At 38.2% G+C, this 20162-nt stretch carries 20 protein-coding genes and 1 other RNA gene; 14 read left to right on the top strand and 7 right to left on the bottom strand.

The genetic code is table 11. From position 1 onward, the window contains the following. Position 1 precedes the first annotated feature (1 nt). The 4 genes from ACM0OX_RS04455 (at position 2) to ACM0OX_RS04440 (ending at position 3005) form a co-directional block, all read left to right on the top strand. A complete protein-coding gene (locus ACM0OX_RS04455; RefSeq protein WP_414513389.1) occupies positions 2-328 on the top strand; it encodes a hypothetical protein in 327 nt (108 codons plus the stop codon). Then, the gene (locus tag ACM0OX_RS04450; RefSeq protein ID WP_414513387.1) at positions 312-767 is read left to right on the top strand and encodes a hypothetical protein; all 456 of its coding nucleotides are present in this window, start codon (positions 312-314) and stop codon (positions 765-767) included. Before ACM0OX_RS04455 ends, ACM0OX_RS04450 begins: the two co-directional genes overlap by 17 nt. Before the next feature lie 24 nt (positions 768-791). Further along, positions 792-1376 carry a hypothetical protein gene (locus ACM0OX_RS04445; RefSeq protein WP_414513385.1) on the top strand — a complete coding sequence of 195 codons (585 nt, stop codon included), beginning with the start codon at positions 792-794 and terminating at the stop codon, positions 1374-1376. 63 nt (positions 1377-1439) lie between these two features. Next, positions 1440-3005 (top strand): hydantoinase B/oxoprolinase family protein, encoded by a 1566-nt coding sequence (locus tag ACM0OX_RS04440; protein WP_414513383.1) that lies wholly within the window; start codon positions 1440-1442, stop codon positions 3003-3005. A 58-nt stretch (positions 3006-3063) separates the two neighbouring features. On the opposite strand, the gene ACM0OX_RS04435 is transcribed toward ACM0OX_RS04440, so the two are convergent. After that, positions 3064-3885: an alpha/beta fold hydrolase gene (locus ACM0OX_RS04435; RefSeq protein WP_414513381.1), complete on the bottom strand. Its 822-nt coding sequence runs from the start codon at positions 3883-3885 to the stop codon at positions 3064-3066. 55 nt (positions 3886-3940) lie between these two features. After that, complete coding sequence (locus tag ACM0OX_RS04430) at positions 3941-4333, bottom strand: carboxymuconolactone decarboxylase family protein (protein ID WP_414513379.1); 393 nt, start codon at positions 4331-4333, stop codon at positions 3941-3943. Between the two features lie 222 nt (positions 4334-4555). Here ACM0OX_RS04430 and ACM0OX_RS04425 point away from each other — a divergent pair, with 222 nt between their 5' ends. After that, on the top strand, positions 4556-4972 hold the full coding sequence (locus ACM0OX_RS04425; RefSeq protein WP_414513377.1) for a hypothetical protein: 417 nt from the start codon (positions 4556-4558) through the stop codon (positions 4970-4972). A 126-nt stretch (positions 4973-5098) separates the two neighbouring features. Here ACM0OX_RS04425 and ACM0OX_RS04420 read toward each other — a convergent pair whose 3' ends face one another. The 3 genes from ACM0OX_RS04420 to ACM0OX_RS04410 form a co-directional block, all read right to left on the bottom strand. After that, positions 5099-5761, bottom strand: a complete 663-nt coding sequence (locus ACM0OX_RS04420) for a nuclear transport factor 2 family protein (RefSeq protein ID WP_414513375.1) — start codon at positions 5759-5761, stop codon at positions 5099-5101. 700 nt (positions 5762-6461) lie between these two features. Further along, positions 6462-11888, bottom strand: coding sequence for an AAA family ATPase (locus ACM0OX_RS04415; RefSeq protein ID WP_414513373.1), 5427 nt, complete (start codon positions 11886-11888; stop codon positions 6462-6464). A 185-nt stretch (positions 11889-12073) separates the two neighbouring features. Next, positions 12074-12610 carry a nucleotidyltransferase family protein gene (locus ACM0OX_RS04410; RefSeq protein WP_414513372.1) on the bottom strand — a complete coding sequence of 179 codons (537 nt, stop codon included), beginning with the start codon at positions 12608-12610 and terminating at the stop codon, positions 12074-12076. 194 nt (positions 12611-12804) lie between these two features. On the opposite strand from ACM0OX_RS04410, the gene ACM0OX_RS04405 reads away from it, so the two are divergent. The 3 genes from ACM0OX_RS04405 to cobO all read left to right on the top strand — a co-directional run bounded on the left by ACM0OX_RS04405 (position 12805) and on the right by cobO (position 15689). Then, positions 12805-14073 (top strand): plasmid pRiA4b ORF-3 family protein, encoded by a 1269-nt coding sequence (locus ACM0OX_RS04405; RefSeq protein ID WP_414513371.1) that lies wholly within the window; start codon positions 12805-12807, stop codon positions 14071-14073. 138 nt (positions 14074-14211) lie between these two features. Beyond that, positions 14212-14667 (top strand): GFA family protein, encoded by a 456-nt coding sequence (locus tag ACM0OX_RS04400; RefSeq protein WP_414513370.1) that lies wholly within the window; start codon positions 14212-14214, stop codon positions 14665-14667. A gap of 344 nt (positions 14668-15011) precedes the next feature. Further along, entirely contained in the window at positions 15012-15689 is a 678-nt protein-coding gene (gene cobO / locus ACM0OX_RS04395; RefSeq protein WP_194043048.1) for a cob(I)yrinic acid a,c-diamide adenosyltransferase, read from the top strand. Between the two features lie 314 nt (positions 15690-16003). Here the strand turns inward: cobO and ACM0OX_RS04390 are convergent, their stop codons facing one another. After that, entirely contained in the window at positions 16004-16747 is a 744-nt protein-coding gene (locus ACM0OX_RS04390) for a peptidoglycan-binding protein (protein WP_414513368.1), read from the bottom strand. Between the two features lie 353 nt (positions 16748-17100). Beyond that, on the bottom strand, positions 17101-17652 hold the full coding sequence (locus ACM0OX_RS04385) for a 2'-5' RNA ligase family protein (protein ID WP_414513367.1): 552 nt from the start codon (positions 17650-17652) through the stop codon (positions 17101-17103). A gap of 116 nt (positions 17653-17768) precedes the next feature. On the opposite strand from ACM0OX_RS04385, the gene ACM0OX_RS04380 reads away from it, so the two are divergent. The 6 genes from ACM0OX_RS04380 (at position 17769) to queF (ending at position 20144) form a co-directional block, all read left to right on the top strand. Continuing rightward, on the top strand, positions 17769-18104 hold the full coding sequence (locus tag ACM0OX_RS04380; protein ID WP_414513365.1) for a KGK domain-containing protein: 336 nt from the start codon (positions 17769-17771) through the stop codon (positions 18102-18104). Between the two features lie 141 nt (positions 18105-18245). Next, on the top strand, positions 18246-18512 hold the full coding sequence (locus ACM0OX_RS04375; protein ID WP_289795594.1) for a YciI family protein: 267 nt from the start codon (positions 18246-18248) through the stop codon (positions 18510-18512). Positions 18513-18549: 37 nt separating this feature from the next. Next, positions 18550-18646: signal recognition particle sRNA small type (gene ffs, locus ACM0OX_RS04370), an RNA gene on the top strand. Positions 18647-18671: 25 nt separating this feature from the next. Then, on the top strand, positions 18672-19058 hold the full coding sequence (locus ACM0OX_RS04365; protein ID WP_414513364.1) for a phasin family protein: 387 nt from the start codon (positions 18672-18674) through the stop codon (positions 19056-19058). Positions 19059-19215: 157 nt separating this feature from the next. Beyond that, positions 19216-19617, top strand: a complete 402-nt coding sequence (locus tag ACM0OX_RS04360) for a hypothetical protein (RefSeq protein WP_094350338.1) — start codon at positions 19216-19218, stop codon at positions 19615-19617. 113 nt (positions 19618-19730) lie between these two features. Next, a complete protein-coding gene (queF, locus tag ACM0OX_RS04355) occupies positions 19731-20144 on the top strand; it encodes a preQ(1) synthase (RefSeq protein WP_414513362.1) in 414 nt (137 codons plus the stop codon). The last annotated feature ends 18 nt before the right edge of the window (positions 20145-20162 follow it).

Here is a 20162-nt window from a genome sequence, read left to right as displayed (position 1 = left end):
AATGTCACCTTACGTTTATCCGGTTATTAAAACCGCAGAAATAGAAACTACATTCTCAGAATTAGCAGAACAATGGCGACGTGAGACAGGAATGCTGTCAGTTGCTTCAAAAATATCAATGCATCCCGCTTATCAAAGAATAATCGGGATGGGACAACCTGTGGTTCCTTTAATTATGCGTGAACTTGAGCGCGAACCAGACCATTGGTTTTGGGCCTTAAGTGCAATTACAGGAGCAAACCCTGTCAAAGCCGAACAGCGTGGTAGACTTCAGCAAATGGCTGTAGCTTGGATTGAATGGGGGAAAGCAAATGGATATAGATGGTAAGTTGGAAAGCTACAGAGAAAATAAATTTCCCAACTTATACCATACTGAATATTCTGTAACCAGCAAGCAAAGCACATCATATAATTGTTTTGCTTGGGCTGCGGGTGAGGATGAACGCTGGTGGAGTCCAATAGACCCAGATAATATGTATTACTGGGTAGAAGGTGTAACAGCAGAATTAACTATGTCAGCTTTTATCCAAGCATACAAAAGCTTAGGGTACAAACTTTGCGATAATTCCGAGCTTGAAGTGGGTTTTGAAAAAATAGCAATATACGCTACTTCTGATGGTGAACCAACCCACGCCGCCAGACAATTATCTAACGGAAAATGGACGAGTAAACTTGGACGTTGGGAAGATATAGAGCATGAACTTGAAGGTTTAACAAGCGAAATGTATGGTTCTGTCCAGCAGATTTTAAAACGTCAGACTTATTAATTCAAAATAAAAACTCAAGTGACTATGGAAATGAAGCTAACTAGGTTGAGCCAAGAGGATTACTTCAGTACGATTAACTTAGCTTTTATAAAGTTCCAACAAACAAATCATATTGAAGATGAGCCGATTTTACATTACTGCAAAATGGCTTTTAGAGATAAAGTAGATTGGAAAACTAATTTAGATGATTTAACTTATAAAGAAAAAGTAGTTTTTCAATATTTAATTGATGTGGGGCTAGTCGAGAAGCCAGAAAAATCTAAACAAGCAAAACAGCAAGAGTTAGTTAATCGGCTGCTAAAAATTACTTTTATTCTCGGTATTTTTGGCTTGGGGTTTGCTACACCATCTATAGCTAATTTTGTAAAGGAGTCTGAGGCTATATCCGACTACAAAAGCGAAATATCAAATTTAGAATTGCAAATCGACAATTATAAAAAAGATATTCAAGACCTAACATCCGAAAATCAAGAGTTACAAAAAATCGCTAAACCAGAAGTGATTCAAGAGCTTGAGCAAAAATTAGATAATGCTGAAAGAGCTAGACAAAATCTTAATGAAGAGCTAGCTAAGGAGAAAAGTAGGAAATGTCTAATTAGACTTCCTTAAATGAATATTTTTTTTATAGGGCAAATCTAGCTATAAAATCATCTATATAAATAAAATCCCAAAATGTATACAACATCTAAATCCGATCCCATCCGTTTAGAAATCTTTAAAAATCTCTATCAATTTATCGCCGAACAAATGGGAATTGTGTTACAAAACACAGCCACATCAGTGAATATCAAAGAAAGGCTAGATTTCTCCTGCGCTATTTTTGACTCTTCTGGATTACTAGTAGCAAATGCCCCTCATATTCCCGTACATTTAGGCTCAATGAGTGAAAGTGTCCGCAGTTTAATTAACGATAAAGGCGACACCCTAAAACCGGGAAATGTCTATCTATCTAATAACCCCTATAACGGCGGCACACACCTTCCTGATGTCACTGCAATTACCCCTGTTTTTTTGGAAAGTAGTAAAAATACTCTATTCCCTACCCCCCTATTTTTTGTTGCTTCTCGCGGACACCAAGCAGATATTGGTGGAATTACTCCCGGTTCAATGCCTCCACACAGTACCACAGTAGAAGAAGAAGGAATTCTTTTTGATAATTTCCTCTTGGTTGAAGAGGGAAATTTTCGAGAATCCGCAGTAAAACAACACCTCTCAAATCATACTTACCCTGCTCGTAATCCTAACCAAAATCTAGCCGATTTCAAAGCCCAAATTGCTGCAAACGAACGGGGAGTTCAAGAAATTTGTAAAATGGTTTTACAATACGGGATTGATACTGTTCAGGCTTATATGACATTTGTGCAAGCTAATGCTGAGGAGTCTGTTAGACGAGCGATCGCAGTTCTCAAGGATGGCTCATTTACTTATAAAATGGATAATGGGGCACAAATTCAAGTTAAAGTAACGATTCACTCAGAAAACCGTAGTGCTACCATCGATTTTACTGGGACTTCTCTACAACTAAATAGTAATTTTAATGCTCCTAAAGCCGTAACTCAAGCAGCAGTTTTATATGTCTTCCGTACTTTAGTTGATGATAATATTCCTCTCAATGCCGGATGTCTTAATCCTCTAGAAATTATTATCCCGGTTGGCTGTATGCTCAACCCAATCTATCCAGCCGCAGTAGTCGCGGGTAATGTCGAAACTTCTCAAACTATTGTTGATGCTTTATATGGTGCTTTGGGTGTTATAGCTGCTTCCCAAGGAACGATGAATAATTTTACTTTTGGTAATGAGCAATATCAATATTATGAAACTATCTGCGGCGGCTCTGGCGCGGGGATTAATTTTGATGGCACTGATGGTGTTCATTCTCACATGACTAACTCTCGTTTGACCGATCCAGAAGTTTTAGAAACCCGTTATCCTGTATTTTTAGAAAGCTTTAGTCTTCGTCCCGATAGCGGTGGCAAAGGAAAATATTCGGGTGGTAATGGAGTTGTCCGCCGCATTCGATTTCTTGAACCGATGACAGCTAATATTCTCTCTGGTCATCGGCTTGTTCCTCCCTTTGGATTAAATGGTGGGGAAACAGGAAAAGTAGGACGCAACTGGATACAACGTCAGAATGGAATTGAAGAGAATTTAGAAAGCACAGCAACAGTAGAAATGAAAACTGGAGATGTTTTTGTAATAGAAACTCCTGGCGGTGGTGGATTTGGTAAAATCTCTTAGTTAGTATTATTTGAGATTCTCGAAACAGGGTTTTAGGAAGTAATCTAAAATCCAAAATCTAAAATCCAAAATTGCTATAAGCTGGCTTCAATTTCCCCAGAAAATTGAGCATAGCTGCAACTACAGCATCCGGCGACTCAATCAAGAAGCCGTGACCACCACGTTCGATGACTACAAGTTCAGCGTTGGGAATACCTTGAGCAAGTTGTTGGGAAAACTTTAGCGGGGTGAGAATATCTTGTTTACCAACCATAACTAAGGTAGGACAATGAATTTGTTGGAGGCGGTTTATTGTGTCACTACTAAGGATGGCTTGGCTGTGATGATAGAGTGAATGAGTTGCAGGTGGGAAAGGATATCTGATCGCAAATTCAATCAGACCTTCGATCATGTCAGGAATTGAGTAGAAGGTATCTGTAAATATCCAGGGCAATATGACTTTTTCATAAAGTTTTAGGTCTACATTACTAGGAAGTTCTCCCCAAGTCTCAATGATGCTGTTGAATAATGCATCACCTTTTGCTAAAGATGAGAGTAGCATCAGACTTTTTACCTTTTCAGGGCGTGCTAACACTAGCTCTTGGGCTATCTGACTACCCATTGAATGACCTGCTAGATGCACCCGATCAATGCCGATGCGATCGAGCAATGCTGCAACGTCACTAGCCATTTGTTTCAGACTATAAGGGTTTTCGGGAGCAGAACTTTTCCCCATACCTCGGTTATCCAAGCGGATGACTTGATACTGCAAAACCAGCGATGGCATAATTAGCGACCAATAAGCATGATCGCAAAGAAAGCCAGCTATTAATAGCAAAGGCTCACCCGTTCCCTTAATGTCATAGAACAAATCAATCCCGTTAATCTGAACCTTGGGCATAGTAAATAATTCTGCTAAACCTTATTTTTAAGCAGGGATAGACAAGGCTAAACTCCTACGTCTTGAATTTCTCGTCCACCGGAATTTGATAGCCATTGGCGAGGCGATTGGTCATATTGGCAGTAGCTGCGATCGCCATTAGTTCCCCGAACATACTATCATTCATACCCTTGGCACGTGCTGCCGCTGTGTGCGAGGCGATGCAATACTCACAGCCATTTGTCGCACTCACAGCAATATAAATCAGTTCGCGCATGAGTGGATCAATTTCACCAGGGCTAACCATCACTTCCTTTAACGCTTGCCACGTTCGTTGCAGGGTGGGAGGATGGTTGGCTATGGCTTTCCAGAAATTATTAATGTAGTCATTCTGACGTGTAACGCGGATGTCGTCATACACTGCACGTACTTCGTCGCTGGCTTCTTCGTATTCGATCAGCTTAGTCATGTTTTAATTCCATATAGTTTCCCCAGCGAGTGGGAACCCCTAGATTGTAATACTGAGTTGCAATTAAAGATAGTAATATCATGTCCCCTTGGCGTCTATAGGTGAAAATTCTACATCGTCTACAAACGACTTGGCATAGACTAGCATTTCTTGGGCGATCTACTAGAACAGACTAAACAGGAAATTTACACTATCTTGTCAGAGAAATAGGTGGGGTAGTCCATGAAAAAATTCCTACAGCGTATTAAAGCATTACTCAAACGTATCCTCAAGAGGTCTGCATCCAATTCTCAACAACCATCGCTTCTAATAAATACTCGATTAGAAACTTCTATTCCAACCGTTTCTCCCCGATGGGAATCTGGTTTGGTGCTTGTGTGTTCACAATGTGCAAACGAGCAGCTAGGCTCAACCGCTTCCGAAGATTTAGAGAATTGCTTGAAATCTCGTTTAAAGTTTGAAGGATTATGGGGTGATTTTCGGGTGGTTAGCACCAGTTGTTTAGGAGTTTGTCCCCAGATGGGCATTACTGTAGTGATTGTCAGTAATGGAAGTCACGGGAATAGTCCATGCTTAATTGTAAATCCTCGAAGCGATCGCGAACTTCTCTATTCATATATAAACCAGAATAAAGACTGACTGCAAAGGTTGTTTATCTTGCACTATATTTTACTCAAGTGGCAAAAAGAAAGGGGGTGAATATTTTAATTCACCCCTTTTTTCAGGTCATAAGGAAGGTAAAGAATACTTATCCAACCTAAAAAATTATTCTTTTATACGAGGTATATTTGGTCTTACAAAGGTAGCTGAGGAATTAGCACTTCGAGCATTAGTGCTTGAAGAAGCAGTAGTTGGCGAACTGAGATTCAAGAAATCGATGAGTTTGAGAGTACGATTACGAATTTTCCAACGCCCATTTCTGTTAACGACTTGATCTTCATAAGTGCCATTAGCAACATCAATGCTGGTTTCCGAGCGTTTGTGAGTCGCATGGAGATAAGAAGTCATCGTTGCTTGATTATTTTGAACTGAAATGTTTATTGTACCCATCAAGTGTTGAGTAGCTGTATAACCATTTCCTTGAAATACTGAATAGACAAAATCTGCCCAAGAATCTGTCCCATAATTTGTTTGAGTTGCCCCATCAGGAAAAATGGCGGTGAGGACTGAATCTTGAGTAAAACAATCCCGATAAATATTCTTTCCTTCTTGGAGATTTCCTCTACCAATAGCGTCAGTTCCCAGAGCATAACAGGATGTTAATTTTTGAATTTCTAGTTCTGCGTTAGGTTGAGCTGCACTTGCTAGTTCAAACTTACCTCCAACAAACAGCACAAGAGTCACTGCAAGCACAATCAAGGTTATACGATTTAACAGGAACGAAATAGCCTTTGAAACTATTCCCCCATTTTCTCTTCTTTTTTCCACAAGATGACTTCCTTAATTATTTACGATTTTCGCATCTTGTACTTTACTACAAACTAAAGTTTGAGCTAATAATTTTAGCCCATCAAAACTGTCTAATATGCTTGTAGACTTCACTAGTAATTGACTTTTATATCTGCTAGAAAATCTTTTTTCTAGTAAATGATAAAGCTAGTACATACAAGAGTTGATGTATACAATTAGTTATAACAGTTAATTAATAATTTACAAGTGCTAATTGTGACTAAGTTTGTGTTGATTTGATTAAGTAATAAAGTCACTACTTACATACAGGACTTACGCAACTATCACCCTTGAGAAACAGTAAATTTATCGGAAATTCACTTTATCAAAATTGTCAATGCAGATATAAACTAATAGGACTTACGCAAGAGCTTTCTGAAACTCTTATTTCTCCGTGTCCTCTGCGCCCTCTGTGGTTCGTTTTTTCATGATTTTGCGTAAGTCCTGACTAATTTAACCAAGAATACCGCAAACCATACCCATGCCGAAAAAACCCAACACATACTCTCTATTAACACTAATTGCAACGATGCGGCAATTGAACCAGATAATCCATGCCATGTTAGCAAGTTGCTGCTACTGTACCTCATAACAGCTGTAAATGCTGTAAACACTACAACTGGGTAAGTAAGCTTCTTTGAGAAGTCATGAATTTGCGGTTACAACTATCAAAAGTTCCTTATTCTCCCAAAATGGGAATAGAAATTATAAATTGTGTACCTTCTCCCAAAACTGATTCACAAGTCAAATTTCCACCATGATTTTCAACTATAATTTGCCGACTAATAGATAATCCTAATCCCGTACCTTTTCCTACACATTTGGTAGTAAATAAATTCTCAAAAATGCAGGATTTAACTTCTTCTGTCATTCCTTTGGCATTATCTTGAATCTTAATTGCTACGTTTTCATTATCTACTTGTAGACTAGTTTCAATAGTAATAATATTAGGATATTTTTCTTGAATTTCTAAAAAATTACTACCGATATTTGCTTCTTCTAAAGCATCAATTGCATTTGCAATAATATTCATAAAAACTTGATTCAATTGTCCCAAATAGCATTTTACTGATGGGATATCTGCATAATTCTTAATAATCTGAATGGCAGGACGATTATGATCGGCTTTCAGACGATGTTGTAAAATCATCAAAGTACTATCAATACCTTCATGGATATTAGCTAACACTTTAGAGGTAGTATCAGCACGAGAAAAAGTACGGAGAGAGGTACTAATATTACGAATACGCTGTGTGCCTACCGTCATGCCATCAATCATTTTTGGTAAATCTTTTAGCAGAAATTCTATATCTATCTCTTCAGCTTTTTCTTCAATTTCAGCGCCAGGATTGGGGAATTTTTCTCGGTACAGTTGCAGATAGTCTATTAAATCTTTAACATTATCTTTTGCTTGGGCAATACTACCTGTAATAAAACCAATGGGGTTGTTTATTTCGTGTGCTACGCCTGCAACTAAATTTCCTAGAGAAGACATTTTTTCACTTTGGATAAGTTGTAGTTGTGCCTCTTGTAAATCTTTTATCGATTGTTCTAATTCTTTAGATTTGTCTTGCGCCTTTGTGTACAAGCTGGCATTTTCTATGGCAATAGCCATTTGAGAAACTAAGACTTTTAATACCTCTACCCTTTCTAGAACAAAAGCTCCTGATGATAACTGGTTTTCTAAATAAATAATACCAGTAAGTTGTGATTGGTACATAATGGGCAAACAAAAGATTGATTTTGTTTGAGATTTTTGGATATAGATGTCAAAATTAAAAGGCTCTGTAACTATTGCATCATTTAACACAATATATTGCTGAGTTCTGAGAACATAATTAATTACAGACAGCGGTAAATCTTGATAGGTTTCAACAGGAATAGAACGTAAAACCGTCACCACATCGTCAGTAGCATTTCCAGATGCTTCAATATATAGGTGATTATCTTTAAGTAGGAGTAGTGCTGCTTTTTGTGCGGCAGCATTTTCTAGTAAAATTTGGATCAGCTTACCCAATAGATTTTCTAAAACAATTTCATTAGTAATCGCTTGTGAAAACTTGATGAATGCATTAAAATCTAGAAAATCGCTCAAGCTGCTATTGGTAGTAGTATTAGTGGTAATATGAGTGGTATCAATTTTTGAACTAGTGTTTTCTATGGTAGTAGTTTGTCCTACTAGAAAAACATACTTTGATTCTAAGTGTTTAACTTTAGCGATCGCACCCCAACGAATATAGGCATAATAGGCTTTAGTTATATAAGTTTGATGAATTAATTCTTTACCTAAAGATTGATAGAATTTTCCAGCTAACTCATAGGCTAAAGCTTCTTCTTGGAGAAAACCGTTTGCTTGAGATTTGGCAATCGAGTTTTCATAATAGTCCATTGCTTCTAGCTTTTGACCCAAAACTTGATAACGTTCTGCCTCGACGAGATAAAATCTGTGTAAGTGATTGGTGGGAGCATGAATAGCCCAGAGTTCCATCTTTTGCTGATTAGCTTGGACTTTTTCTAGAATAGCTTGCTTCTCAGACTCTTTAGCAGTATGATAAATTGCTAAGTGGGCTAAAGAATCGTAAAAATAAAACACTGGGACAACAAACAACCCTGTAACACCACCTAAAGAGTTTTCTGCGATCGCAGCATTTTCTACAGCTTTAAAATACTCCCCAAATATGTAAGAGAGCATTAGCTTATTCACAAATAAGTGGTTAATTGTGTAAAGATCATTTACTTGCTGATGAATTGGCAGCATACTTTGCTCGTCATAAGCTTTTCCAATTAAACAGTCTACATTTTCAAAACTTCCTTTCAAGTTCAGCACTGTTTGCAAATATACTGAATTCCAAGTGAAAGCTACTTGTTGGTTGATTTTTTTCAGCGAATCACAATAAGCTATCAGTTCTTTTTCTAGAACCCAAAGTTCCTTACCCAGCCAAAATGAATGATAGGGATAAATGTAACCACAATAACCAGCATATTCTAAATCTCCAGTCTCCAGACCACTAGAATATCCTGACATTGATGATGTTAATGTCTCTCTAATATGCTCTTTCCAATGCATAACATGGGCACTAACAACCGTCAGAATTTTCGCCTTGAGTTCTTCAGCATTAAATTGTGACACCAGACGTGAAGCTAATTTCCCAAATTTATAGCCAGAATCAATTTCTCCTTGAACTCCACAAAGAAGTAATCCATAAAGACTATAACCATAAGCAGATACAGCTGTATTTCCATAGCTTAAGGACAAATTGACCATTTTACAGACAATAATTGGCATCATTGCCGGAGCAGTTTGAAAAGCCGCAGGGAGAACTCCCATTAAGATTCTCATGGCTGCAATCTTGTTAGGATCGGTCATTAATGGTAAGTTAATTAAATCTGCGATCGCTTTCCCTTTCAAAGAAACAGCAATTTCATCCATCCCCTGTTGAATATCAGTTGATGTCGGTTCGTGTGGAAAACTTATTCCTAACAATTGCAGAATTGATACTGCGGTTTGAATAGCTTTCAATTGCTTGCTTTGAATGATAGAAGCGATAATCTGTACTTCATAGACTTTCACTTTATCTAAAAGAATTTTTGCTTCTTGCTGCACCACCTCAGCCCACTGTTGCATCTGCTCAAAATCACCACCCAGATAGGCTGCCTCTGCGGCTCCTTCATATAAGCCAATGGTTAAGGTATATTCCGTTTGCCAAGCGTCTATATTTAAAAGTTCTATCCCATTTGTGAAGTATTTAAGAGCAGCTTCGTAAGCTGTAGAGGCTTTAGCTTTTCGTCCTGCAATTAAATTTAATCGTGCCAATTCAGTTTTTTCAGATTGCTCTATCAGGTTAACAATACCTACATTTAACTGATTGACGATATCAAAAATATTAGCTTCTATTTCCTCTTTAGGTATGTTTTGAAGAAGCAATTGCCCAATTCTCAGGTGAGTAGATTTCTTGAGTTCTTGTGGAATTAAGGAATATGCTGCTTGCTGTACTCTATCATGCAAGAACTTGTAACCCACCCGTGAAGTGTCAAAATTTAAATGTACCGCTTCTTCTTGATTAAAAACTAAGGGAATGCGGTAAGCTTCACTTAAAGGCAGAATTAATCCCGCTTGCAAAGCTGAGTGTAAATCATTTGCTGTCAAAGAAGGTGATTTTTCATTGACTATCGATAAAACATCCAAACTAAATCTGTCACCCACACAAGCTGCTAATTTTAAAACATCTTGGGTGAACTGTGGTAGTTTTTCAACTCGGCTGGCAACTAATTCAACTACATTCTTATCGGTAATTCCAATTGCTTGAATATCCTCTAGACTCCATTGCCATTTAGCATTACTAAAGTCAAACTTTAAAAGTTTTTCTTGATGAAGTGCCTGAATTAGTTGTGTTATGAAAAATGGATTTCCACCTGTTTTGTTACAAATCAACTCAGCTAGTTTAATAATTTCTTGATTAAAGACTTTTGTTTCTTCATGCTGCTTCACCTCTATTTTTTGAAGAGTTTCGGCAACTAGCTGAGTTACATTGCCTAAATTTAAGGGTTGCAATATAAGATTATTAACAACCGTGCCACTATTCTTAATCTCTTCTATTTTTTGGATTAAAGGATGTGCTGAACTAACTTCATTATCTCTATATGCACCAATAAATAAAAAGTATTTGCTATCAGTATCAGTTATGAGCAGTTGAATTAGATTTAAAGTAGCTGAATCTGCCCATTGTAAATCATCTAAAAATATGACTAATGGGTGTTCTTTTTTAGTAAAAACTTGGATAAATTCTTTAAAAACATGATTGAAACGATTTTGTGATTCTGTTGCCCCAATTTGGGCAACTTCCGGCTGTGTCCCGATGATTAATTCTACTTCTGGAATTACATCAGTAATAACTTTTCCATTTGTCCCTAAAGCTGATAATATTTTATTACGCCATATTTCTATTTTTTCATTATTCTCGGTTAGCAAATACCGCATTAAATATGCAAAGGCTTGAATTAAAGAAGCATAAGGTATATTCCGTTTTAACTGATCAAATTTACCAGAGATAAAGTACCCTTGTCTGCGAGTAATGGGTTTATTAACTTCATTGACTAGAACTGATTTGCCAATCCCAGAATAACCAGAAACTAGCATCATTTCACTAGTTCCAGATGTAACTCGCTCAAATGCAGCTAAAAGTTCATTAACTTGTTCTTCACGACCATATAATTTTTGAGGTATTAATAACTGGCTCAATATATCCAAACGACCTGGCACAAAATCAGTAATGATTCCCCTAGTTTCTAACTGCTTGAGACATGATTCTAAATCTGCCAATAATCCTGTCGCACTTTGATATCTATCTTCCGCATTTTTTGCCATCAGCTTCATCACAATCTCAGAGATGGCAGTAGGAATTTGTGAATTAAATGATTGTGGGTTTCTCGCTTGAACTGCAATGTGACTATAAACTACTTCTAGGGGGTCTTGGCTAACAAATGGTGTTTTCTCGGTGAGCATTTCATATAAAGTCACACCAAGGGAATAAAAGTCAGTACGATAATCAAGAATGCGATTCATTCTCCCAGTTTGTTCAGGAGACATATAGGCAAGTGTGCCTTCAACGCAGTTAGGGTTATTAAATTGGGGATTTTCCTTATTGAGACGGGAGGCTATACCAAAGTCAGCGAGTTTCACAATACCTGTCTGGGAGTTAATTATGATGTTATTAGGTTTGATATCTTTATGAATAATCTGATTATTATGCAAATAATCTAAAGCTTTAGTCAGTTGAATAGCAATCTTTAAATGGTTAATTAAGTCAAGTTTTTTTGTTTGAAGCAGTTGAGATAAAGACTGACCACCAAAGTCTTCTAACAATAATCCCACACGGTTTTCAAAGGTTTCTAGACTGATAGCTTTAACTATATTAGGATGGTCTAAACCTTGCTGAATTTGATACTCATTTTTAAGGCGAGTAAAGGCTTCAAGGGTCGGATATTCATTTTTAAGCAACTTGAGGATAACTCGCTGTTGCGTCTTTGGCGTTTGTGCTTGATAAATAATTGTTTGGATTCCTTCGTGGAGAGTCGAGTTGATTTGGTATCCAGTAAGATTTGGCATTGATTTTTGCCTATAAAGTTATAAAATTAGCATCATCCCTGTTCTATCGTGAAAGGGGTTCTAGTTTAATTATTCCCAGTACTTAGAAAATTATTAACATTGCGCTTCGGTATCCAAGGGTTGTAAATTAAAAAGCGATTATTTCCTTGTAATGGAAACTAGCGGCTAAAATCTGACTGTAACTTTTACGCCAACCGCAGATAAGGACACTTCTGTAAAAATCCAGATGCCTTATTATGGGCGTCCAAATTATGAGTATGCGTTGGCGTAGGTCGAATAATGCCACCAAATAGGTCATCCAACCCGTAAGGTGTGAAAAATTGCCATTGTCCTTGAGCATTTAGTCGAACTCCCACAGCAGTAGCCGTGTGCAGCCAATCTGTGATGCCATCCTCTGTACTAGTATAAGGTCTGCTACCAAGACGCCAACGAGCAAAACTGGCTTGATTTTTGACATCAAACTCGTCATCAGGAAATTGTTCTGTGAGAGTCGCTTTTGCTGTTAGTTCTTGGGAACGGTTCCCCTCTATATCAAAGAATGCAATATCGAAATCTTTAATACCTAACCCACAGTCATTGCCAAAAATTGAAGACCAAACGGTGTTTCGGACTGCACCCCCGGCTAACCACCAGTTCGGTAGATTTAGTTGAGCGATCGCAGATAATACTGTATTAATACGTGTATCAGCTAAAATCATCTGTAGGCGAGTGTTACTATTCATATCAAATTTCTGGGATTGTCAAGTAGAAGGTGAAAATATTATCATTCACATTTCATTAAACTTACGGTGTTGATAGTCCTGTTGTGACACTTGGCAGGTCAATGTTTATCAGGAGAACTTCTGTAGTCATAGTATAAATAAAACAGGTTACACAGAAGGTTAAATTGTGAATTTAGAATTTAGAATTTTTATTTATGGAAGATTTATTTGCGCGACTAGAACGCACACTCAATCCTGAACTGCCAACTCTTGCAGAGTCACAACAACAACTCCTCCAAGAACTCACTATTGATGAAAATCAACCCGGTACGATTCTGCATGACTTTCAAACCCTAATAGATTTCTTACAACCAAACGGAGTGGAAGTTAGTAGTATTAATAACCTTCTACCGCTAAAAGTCTTATCAGAAGTTAATTCTCGGTTAAGTCACCCAATTGAAACTAAACTCAAACGCCCCGTACAGAAATCATACCCCTACATTAATGGACTATATCTGTTATTACGCAGTTCTGGAATAGCCCAGATTAAATCCCAAGGGAAGAAGCAGGTTTTAGTTGTAGATGCAGCAACTTTGCAATCATGGTCAAGCCTCAATCTAACAGAACGCTATTTCAACTTATTAGAAGCTTGGTTGATTTGGGGAAATAATGAAGTTTTGGGCGAACATCAAGATTCATTAGGGAATTTATTTAGATGTATTCAACTTTGGCCCCGCGTTCCAGATAAAGGTTTAAAATTTTCTAAATATGAAGATCAAAACAATATTAGTTATTACCCCGGACTGCATAATGTTGCCCTGTTAGAGTTATTCGGATTGTTATCTATCAAACATGGTAAACCACAAGAAGGTAAGGGGTGGCGTATTACTAGTTTACAACGCTTACCCTTTGGTGATGCTCTGTTGCAATTCCTTTTTCCATTGGGTATACGAGGAGAATTACAGGATGATGTGAATGTAAATTTTGGAAAATTGCAGTCACATTTTCAACCATTTTTTCCAGAGTGGGAGCATAATTTACTTGTTCCCAAGCAAGGCTTCACTGATGGTATTTATATTTTCAAAGTATCCCTTTTTAAGGCTTGGCGACGTATTGCTATACCTGCAAAAAAACCATTAAGCTGGCTAGCAGAAATAATTCTTGATGCTTTTGACTTTGATTACGATCACCTGTATGAGTTTAGTTATAAAGACCATTTTGGTCGCATCATAAAAATCGGTCATGCCTATATGGAAACACCCCCATTTGCTGACCAAGTACAGATTGGTGATTTATCTCTAGAAATAGGTGGGAAAATGACCTATCTTTATGATTTTGGTGACAATTGGAAATTTGATGTGCAGTTAGAAGCAATTAATCCACCCGATCACAAAATCAAAAAACCGAAGATTTTAGAAGTTCACGGAAATGCACCTCAACAGTATTGGAGTGATGATGATGAATCAGATGAAGATGAAGAATGAAGAAGATTTAGAAAAATGTAGATAATGAAAATTTATTCGTGCCCAGATGTCTTCTGTTTGTGTCTACTAAAACCTGCTTTAAGCTTGAGATAATTTTAGTTACAATCAGGTGATAAAAATTGTTAGGAGATAAAACCTGTGAGTCTTCCATATACTGGAGGTTGTCAATGTGGACAGATTCGTTATGAAATTAATGCTGAACCGTTAACACTTTACCTATGTCACTGTCAGGAGTGTCAAAAACAATCGTCTAGTGCCTTTGGTATGTCTCTTACAGTACTACGAGATGCTGTTGTAATTGTTCAGGGAAAACCGAAATCTTGGACTCGGAAAAATGATAGCGGACGTGAGGTAAATAACCTATTCTGTGGCGACTGCGGAACGCGATTGTTCCATGAAAGGACTTACAATCCAAATACGATCAATGTCAAAGCTGGAACCTTAGATGATACCAGTTGGTTATGCCCAGTGGGTAACATTTGGACACGCAGTGCCCAGTCATGGGTGATAATTTCAGACCAATTGCTCAACTATGACGGACAACCAGAAGATACGCAGGCTTTATGGGAAAAATGGAAACAACAACATCCATAAATGCATAACTCCTGATATTAGACATCATACTTATGATACTTAAAGTATCTAACTTATCATTGTATTAAAGAAGATAATAATAATAAAATTTTACTGGTAAAATGCTTTAATGAACATATTAGATTATTTAAAACAGTAATAGTAAACTCAAATTATTAAGTTCAGCTTGTGTATTATATATAGTTCCACCTGTCTGCAAATCATTAATAAAGCTAACACACTATTAATATTTCACATGAAAGCTTACTGGACATTTCCAATCAAGTAATGTAAGTGAAATTGGATAAATAAGGCGATTTTGGTTCATTTTCAACACTTTTAACAGTTATTTCTAGACAAGCTTGATGAAACACGATACACCAAAAGAATTGAACCCAGACCAAGAAATTGGGCGCTTAATTGATGAGGTAATGTCTTCATCTCTGACTGATGAGCAGTACCGCAAAAAGATGCAGCGACGTAAAGAAGTGCAAGACAAGCGCATAGCAGAAGCTGTACCAGAAAAAGGGTTAATTATTGTAAATACTGGTAACGGTAAGGGTAAAACTACTGCGGCTTTGGGGATGGTGTTGCGATCGCTCGGTCATGGGTATAAAGTAGCGATCGTCCAATTCATTAAAGGTAGCTGGGAACCTTCCGAAAAAAGGGTTTTCAGCTATTGGGAAGACCAGATAGAATTTCACGCAATGGGCGAAGGCTTTACTTGGGAAACTCAAGACCGCGATCGCGATCTTGACAAAGCTAGCGCTGCATGGGAGAAATCATTAGAATACATCCGCAACCCAGACTTTCATCTAGTGTTGTTAGACGAAATCAATATCGCCCTCAAAATGGCTTACTTACCAGTAGAAGACGTTTTAGCAGGTTTAGCACAAAAACCCGCTAACAAACACGTTATTCTCACAGGTAGAGGCGCACCACCTGCTTTAATTGAGCGTGCTGACTTAGTAACTGAAATGACCCTAGTTAAGCACCCTTTCCGCGATCAAGGTGTGAAAGCACAACCGGGAATTGAATATTAAATCAGAATTTAGAATTCAGAACTCAGAATTCAGAATTGTTAAAAAACCAGGTTTTCTACTCATCAGAGATTCAGAAACCTGGTTTTTAATTCTCCTATGTCATACCAATTTGAAAAAAGAATGCAACACATAGATAATACATCTCTCTAACCCTGGGGTGCGCGTCAGCACAGGTGGGCTTATTCTGTCGTAAACATTTTTTGAATTGGTATCAGATGTGAAAAAGCAGATTACGCCTATATACAGCAGATTTCAAGTTGATGAGATACAAAGTTTTAGTTCTGAATTCTGAATTCTGCTGTAAATCTCATTTGTTACTTCTTATTCCAAAGACTTAAAAATGCTTGAGAGATGGCTGGGGTAATCTGACTTTGTAAGTGATTTAGTGCATCACGATGGTTTGCATTATTGTCATCATAATAAGTAAACAGATTCGTCAGCTTAACAATCTCAGGATTTTGATCGTTTGTCCCCCTCCATTTGTTAGTAACTTTGTGTAAAACGTCCTTGGGTAAATTTTGTTGTAAGTTATTTAACGCTGCGATGTAAGAAGGATTTTGAGGATTTTTTTTGAATTGAAAGCACAAATCTATCAGCTTTAGTTGTGACTGAGGCGGAGTCTGGGGTTTATCTGTGAGACTAGATTGCTGTAGAATTTGCCGCTGTTCAATAGTAGCAATCCCATTTTCAGTTAAACCCTGAGATTTCTGAAATTTCTTGACTGCTGTATAAGTAGCTGGGCCATAAAAAGGCTTATCTGGAGGAATTTCGGCATTGGTTGCAAAACCGTGAAACTTCAATCTATTCTGAAGCCCTTTCACTGTATCTTCCATGACAGTTCGAGTCTCTGCATCAGCATTACCATTAACCACAAGTTTTTGTGAGTACTGTTTCTGAAACTTTTTAATAGCTTCTTCAGTAGGATCGTCTGTCAAGGAGTTGTTATTCCGCTTCCAGGGAGCAAATTTAGTGAGATCCGGCTTAGGATCGATCTCAGGAGTTAAATATCCCAATCCGATCAATATATGACGGATGACTTCAGGGCTACTAACGGCCATACTTTTTGGTTCCTTTGCGATTAAACTACCATTTAATGTATCTTGTTTTACAAAAATTAGGTAAGTAGAAATAAATAAATCTAACATTTCTTATTTGCAAGGCGTTCCGAAGGTTAAGCGATGTGTGACGACAAGCTGCAACTCTTTGAGACGTTAGACGTGTGCGACTACAGAGAATGAAAAAGAAAGAGATGCGATCGCTTATTCTCAATTATTAATGATACTACGTGTTACGGACACACAGATGTGCGCACACAATTTTACAAAAGGCTTCAGGTAAATATAATATTGGATATTATCGTCAAGGTAGCTCCAATATCAAACAGCGCCAGCGGCCATCGCAAAAACATCGCTCAATTACTACCAGCGAAAAAAGCAAACTCCCGGTTAATATTCCAGCGTTTCCCGTCGTGAAGCAGCAAGGTTAATTTGTCAGCAGTAAACTCAAAATGCAACTGACGATTTTCAAATTCTGGCCAAGCAGCTTTAAAATTCTGCTTTGTTAAATCCCGAAATGCAACCGTTAAATGGGGTGCAAAAGGGCGGGTTTTAGAAACCTTGTCAAAAATTTGCAAGTTGCTTTCTGTATAAGCCATGAAATCAGCTTGCAAAGTTAAAAGCTCTTGACTTCTGACGACGTTAATGTATATGACACGAGGGGCAAAAGCATTAAACCCTTTCAGTGTAATTGCTACTTGCTGTTGTCTACTAGCAAACTCCTTCAAGGATGCTTCTAACAATGGCAAGTTATCATCTGCCCATTCAAAGGGCGGTTGCAGGGTAATATGAGGCGGAGACTTTAACGCTCCCCTACTAGTATAGCGATCGGCAAAATACTGCTTAATCTCGTTGGCGTAGTCTTGAATATTTTGCGGTGGTAAAAGGGCGATAAAAAAACGGCTCATCTATCTATATTAATTATTTTTATTGCTTAGTAATTGGTGGTTAGTGGGAAAACTTAGGGAAAGCGGATCGAGTTTGCGCTAGATTCGCCATGTTGTTTACCGAAAGAGAAAACTAAATGAGCGATCAAATTTTTCTGTCCGATGAGGATGTTGTTTCTATGGCTCAGGATACTAACTTGACTGAGGCTTCAACATCAACAGGTGAAGAATTGATGCAACGTCTGAAGTATTTGGTTCATAGGAGTAGCCACTTAGAAGAGGAAAAGGCTTCAGATTGGTTTGAAGATGGTGCGAACTGTAAGCTTTTACTGGCTCAGGGTGGCGGCTGGCAGAAAGGTAAAATCAGAATTCTCTTTGAATTTGTTCCTGAGAACCCGAAACCAACAAAACCATCGATTTCCACTAACTCGGCATCTCCACTGGATGATCTGCGATCGCACCTAGAAGTCTAACATTCACAGATGCGTTGCTTCTGCTGTTTTAGTGAAATCTTCAGTAAATCGCTAGAGTTCGTGTATATTGCTACTTATTCGCTACTCAACAATCGTCATAACTAAAGCAGACTGTCTGTTGTAACTGGAGTTAAGAAGCCAATGCCGTGGTTTGTAAAAATTGAAGAGGGGAAAGTTGATAAACCTACCTTTGACCAATATGTACCTGCTCACAAAGCCTACATTCGGGAATTAATTACTAAAGGACACAAAGCGCGAACAGGCTATTGGGTGGAGCAAAGAGGCGGAATGTTACTATTTGAGGCTGCCTCAAAGGAGGAAGCAGAAGCGATTGTAGCTGATGACCCCTTGGTAAAACACGGCTGCGTCAACTATCAGCTTTATGAATGGCGAATTGTTATGGAATGACACACACTTACTGAATTTTAATGTTATGCTTATTGAAGACCTGGATCTATGCGATCGCAACACCCAAATCTTGTCAGAACCGGAAGGTAGCAGCAACACGGGAGGCTTGTGGTAGGCGTAGTCTCCGGGTCGCCCTATTTTTAGGAGCCGTCAGCAACCATGCCTGGTTTTGGAGATATTGTTCAAAAAGCTTTTTACCTCGGTGTTGGGTTAGCTTCTTACGCAGGTGAGAAAGCAGGGGGAAAATTAGCCGAAGTGCGATCGCAAGTCCAAAAACTGGCAGATGAAATGGTGGCAAAGGGCGAAATGAACACAGAAGAAGCCCGCCGCTTCGTTGAGGACATGATGAAGCAAGCCCAACAAGCCCAACCATCTGTTGAAACATCTGAGAAAACGCCTCCTTCTCAACCTCGCCGCATTGAAATTTTAGAGGAAGATGAAGAGCCAACAGTCAAAGAAGCGTCAAATGATGAGAATGTAGATAAATTGCGCGATGAAGTGCTAAAACTGCAAGACGAGTTAAAACGATTGCAACGCGATCGATAAAAAGCATTCCTTGAGGGCAATATTAAGTAAAAAGTGGCATTTTGACATGACACTTCGGATAAAAACTTGATAAGATACATTGCCTAGTGTGTATTTTAGTGCTTCAAGCCAGATAACACAAAGCGTCCTGTTTATAGCCTGCAAAAGTGTCAAGTTTATGGAACAGTGGCAAAAAGATTTAGTAGAAATCGTCGAAACAGTGGCTGATGAAGTAGAGCGCTTCTTCCTGGGAATGAGTGAAGTGGTAGACGCATTTTTTGAGCTAACGGAAGAAGTCAGCGAGCAAGTACACAATAATATTGTTACGGAAGTCGATCAGTATCTACAGGATTTGGCTGAACCGATGTTAGAAGCTTACTGGGAACTGGAAGACATTGTAGCAGATGTCGATCCGGGTTTTCCTTATTCAGTTGAACCTACATCTGAAAAAAATCCTGCCTGTATTGGTTGTAGTCATTACCACGGTCAAGTTTATGGTGGTAATTTATTAGTTTGTGCTATGCATCCCCACGGTTGTGAAGATGAGAATTGTCCAGACTGGGAGAAGGAAGAGTATTGAGGGGGAGTTAGGAGTTAGGAGTGAGAGTTAGGAGTTAACAAGCTACAAAATTACTAAAAGGACGTAAAGATAAGTAGAATAACTAATGACAAATGACAAATGACAAATGACAAATGACAACCGATAAATTATCTGAGAGTGCATCCCAGTCAAACCAAGAAATGAAGTATGGCGAACGCGACATTGCGGAAGGTAAACTAATTACTTTTCCGAATCCGCGTGTGGGGAGGCGATATGACATTAACATTACTTTGCCGGAATTTACTTGTAAATGTCCGTTTTCCGGCTATCCTGACTTTGCGACAATTTATGTTAGCTATGTGCCTGATGAACGGGTAGTGGAATTGAAGGCGCTCAAACTTTATATTAATAGTTACCGCGATCGCTATATTTCCCACGAAGAATCTGCCAATCAAATTTTAGATGATTTTGTGGCTGCTTGCGATCCGTTGGAAGTCACGGTGAAAGCAGATTTCACGCCTCGCGGTAATGTACATACTGTAGTTGAAGTGCGTCACCAAAAGTAACATCATTGCTGATGAGCG

It is taken from the genome of Nostoc sp. PCC 9305 (assembly GCF_963920915.1).
Classification (GTDB): Bacteria; Cyanobacteriota; Cyanobacteriia; order Cyanobacteriales; family Nostocaceae; genus Nostoc.
Note: the sequence above shows the minus strand (reverse complement) of the source record. Positions and strands in the feature narration are given on the sequence as shown.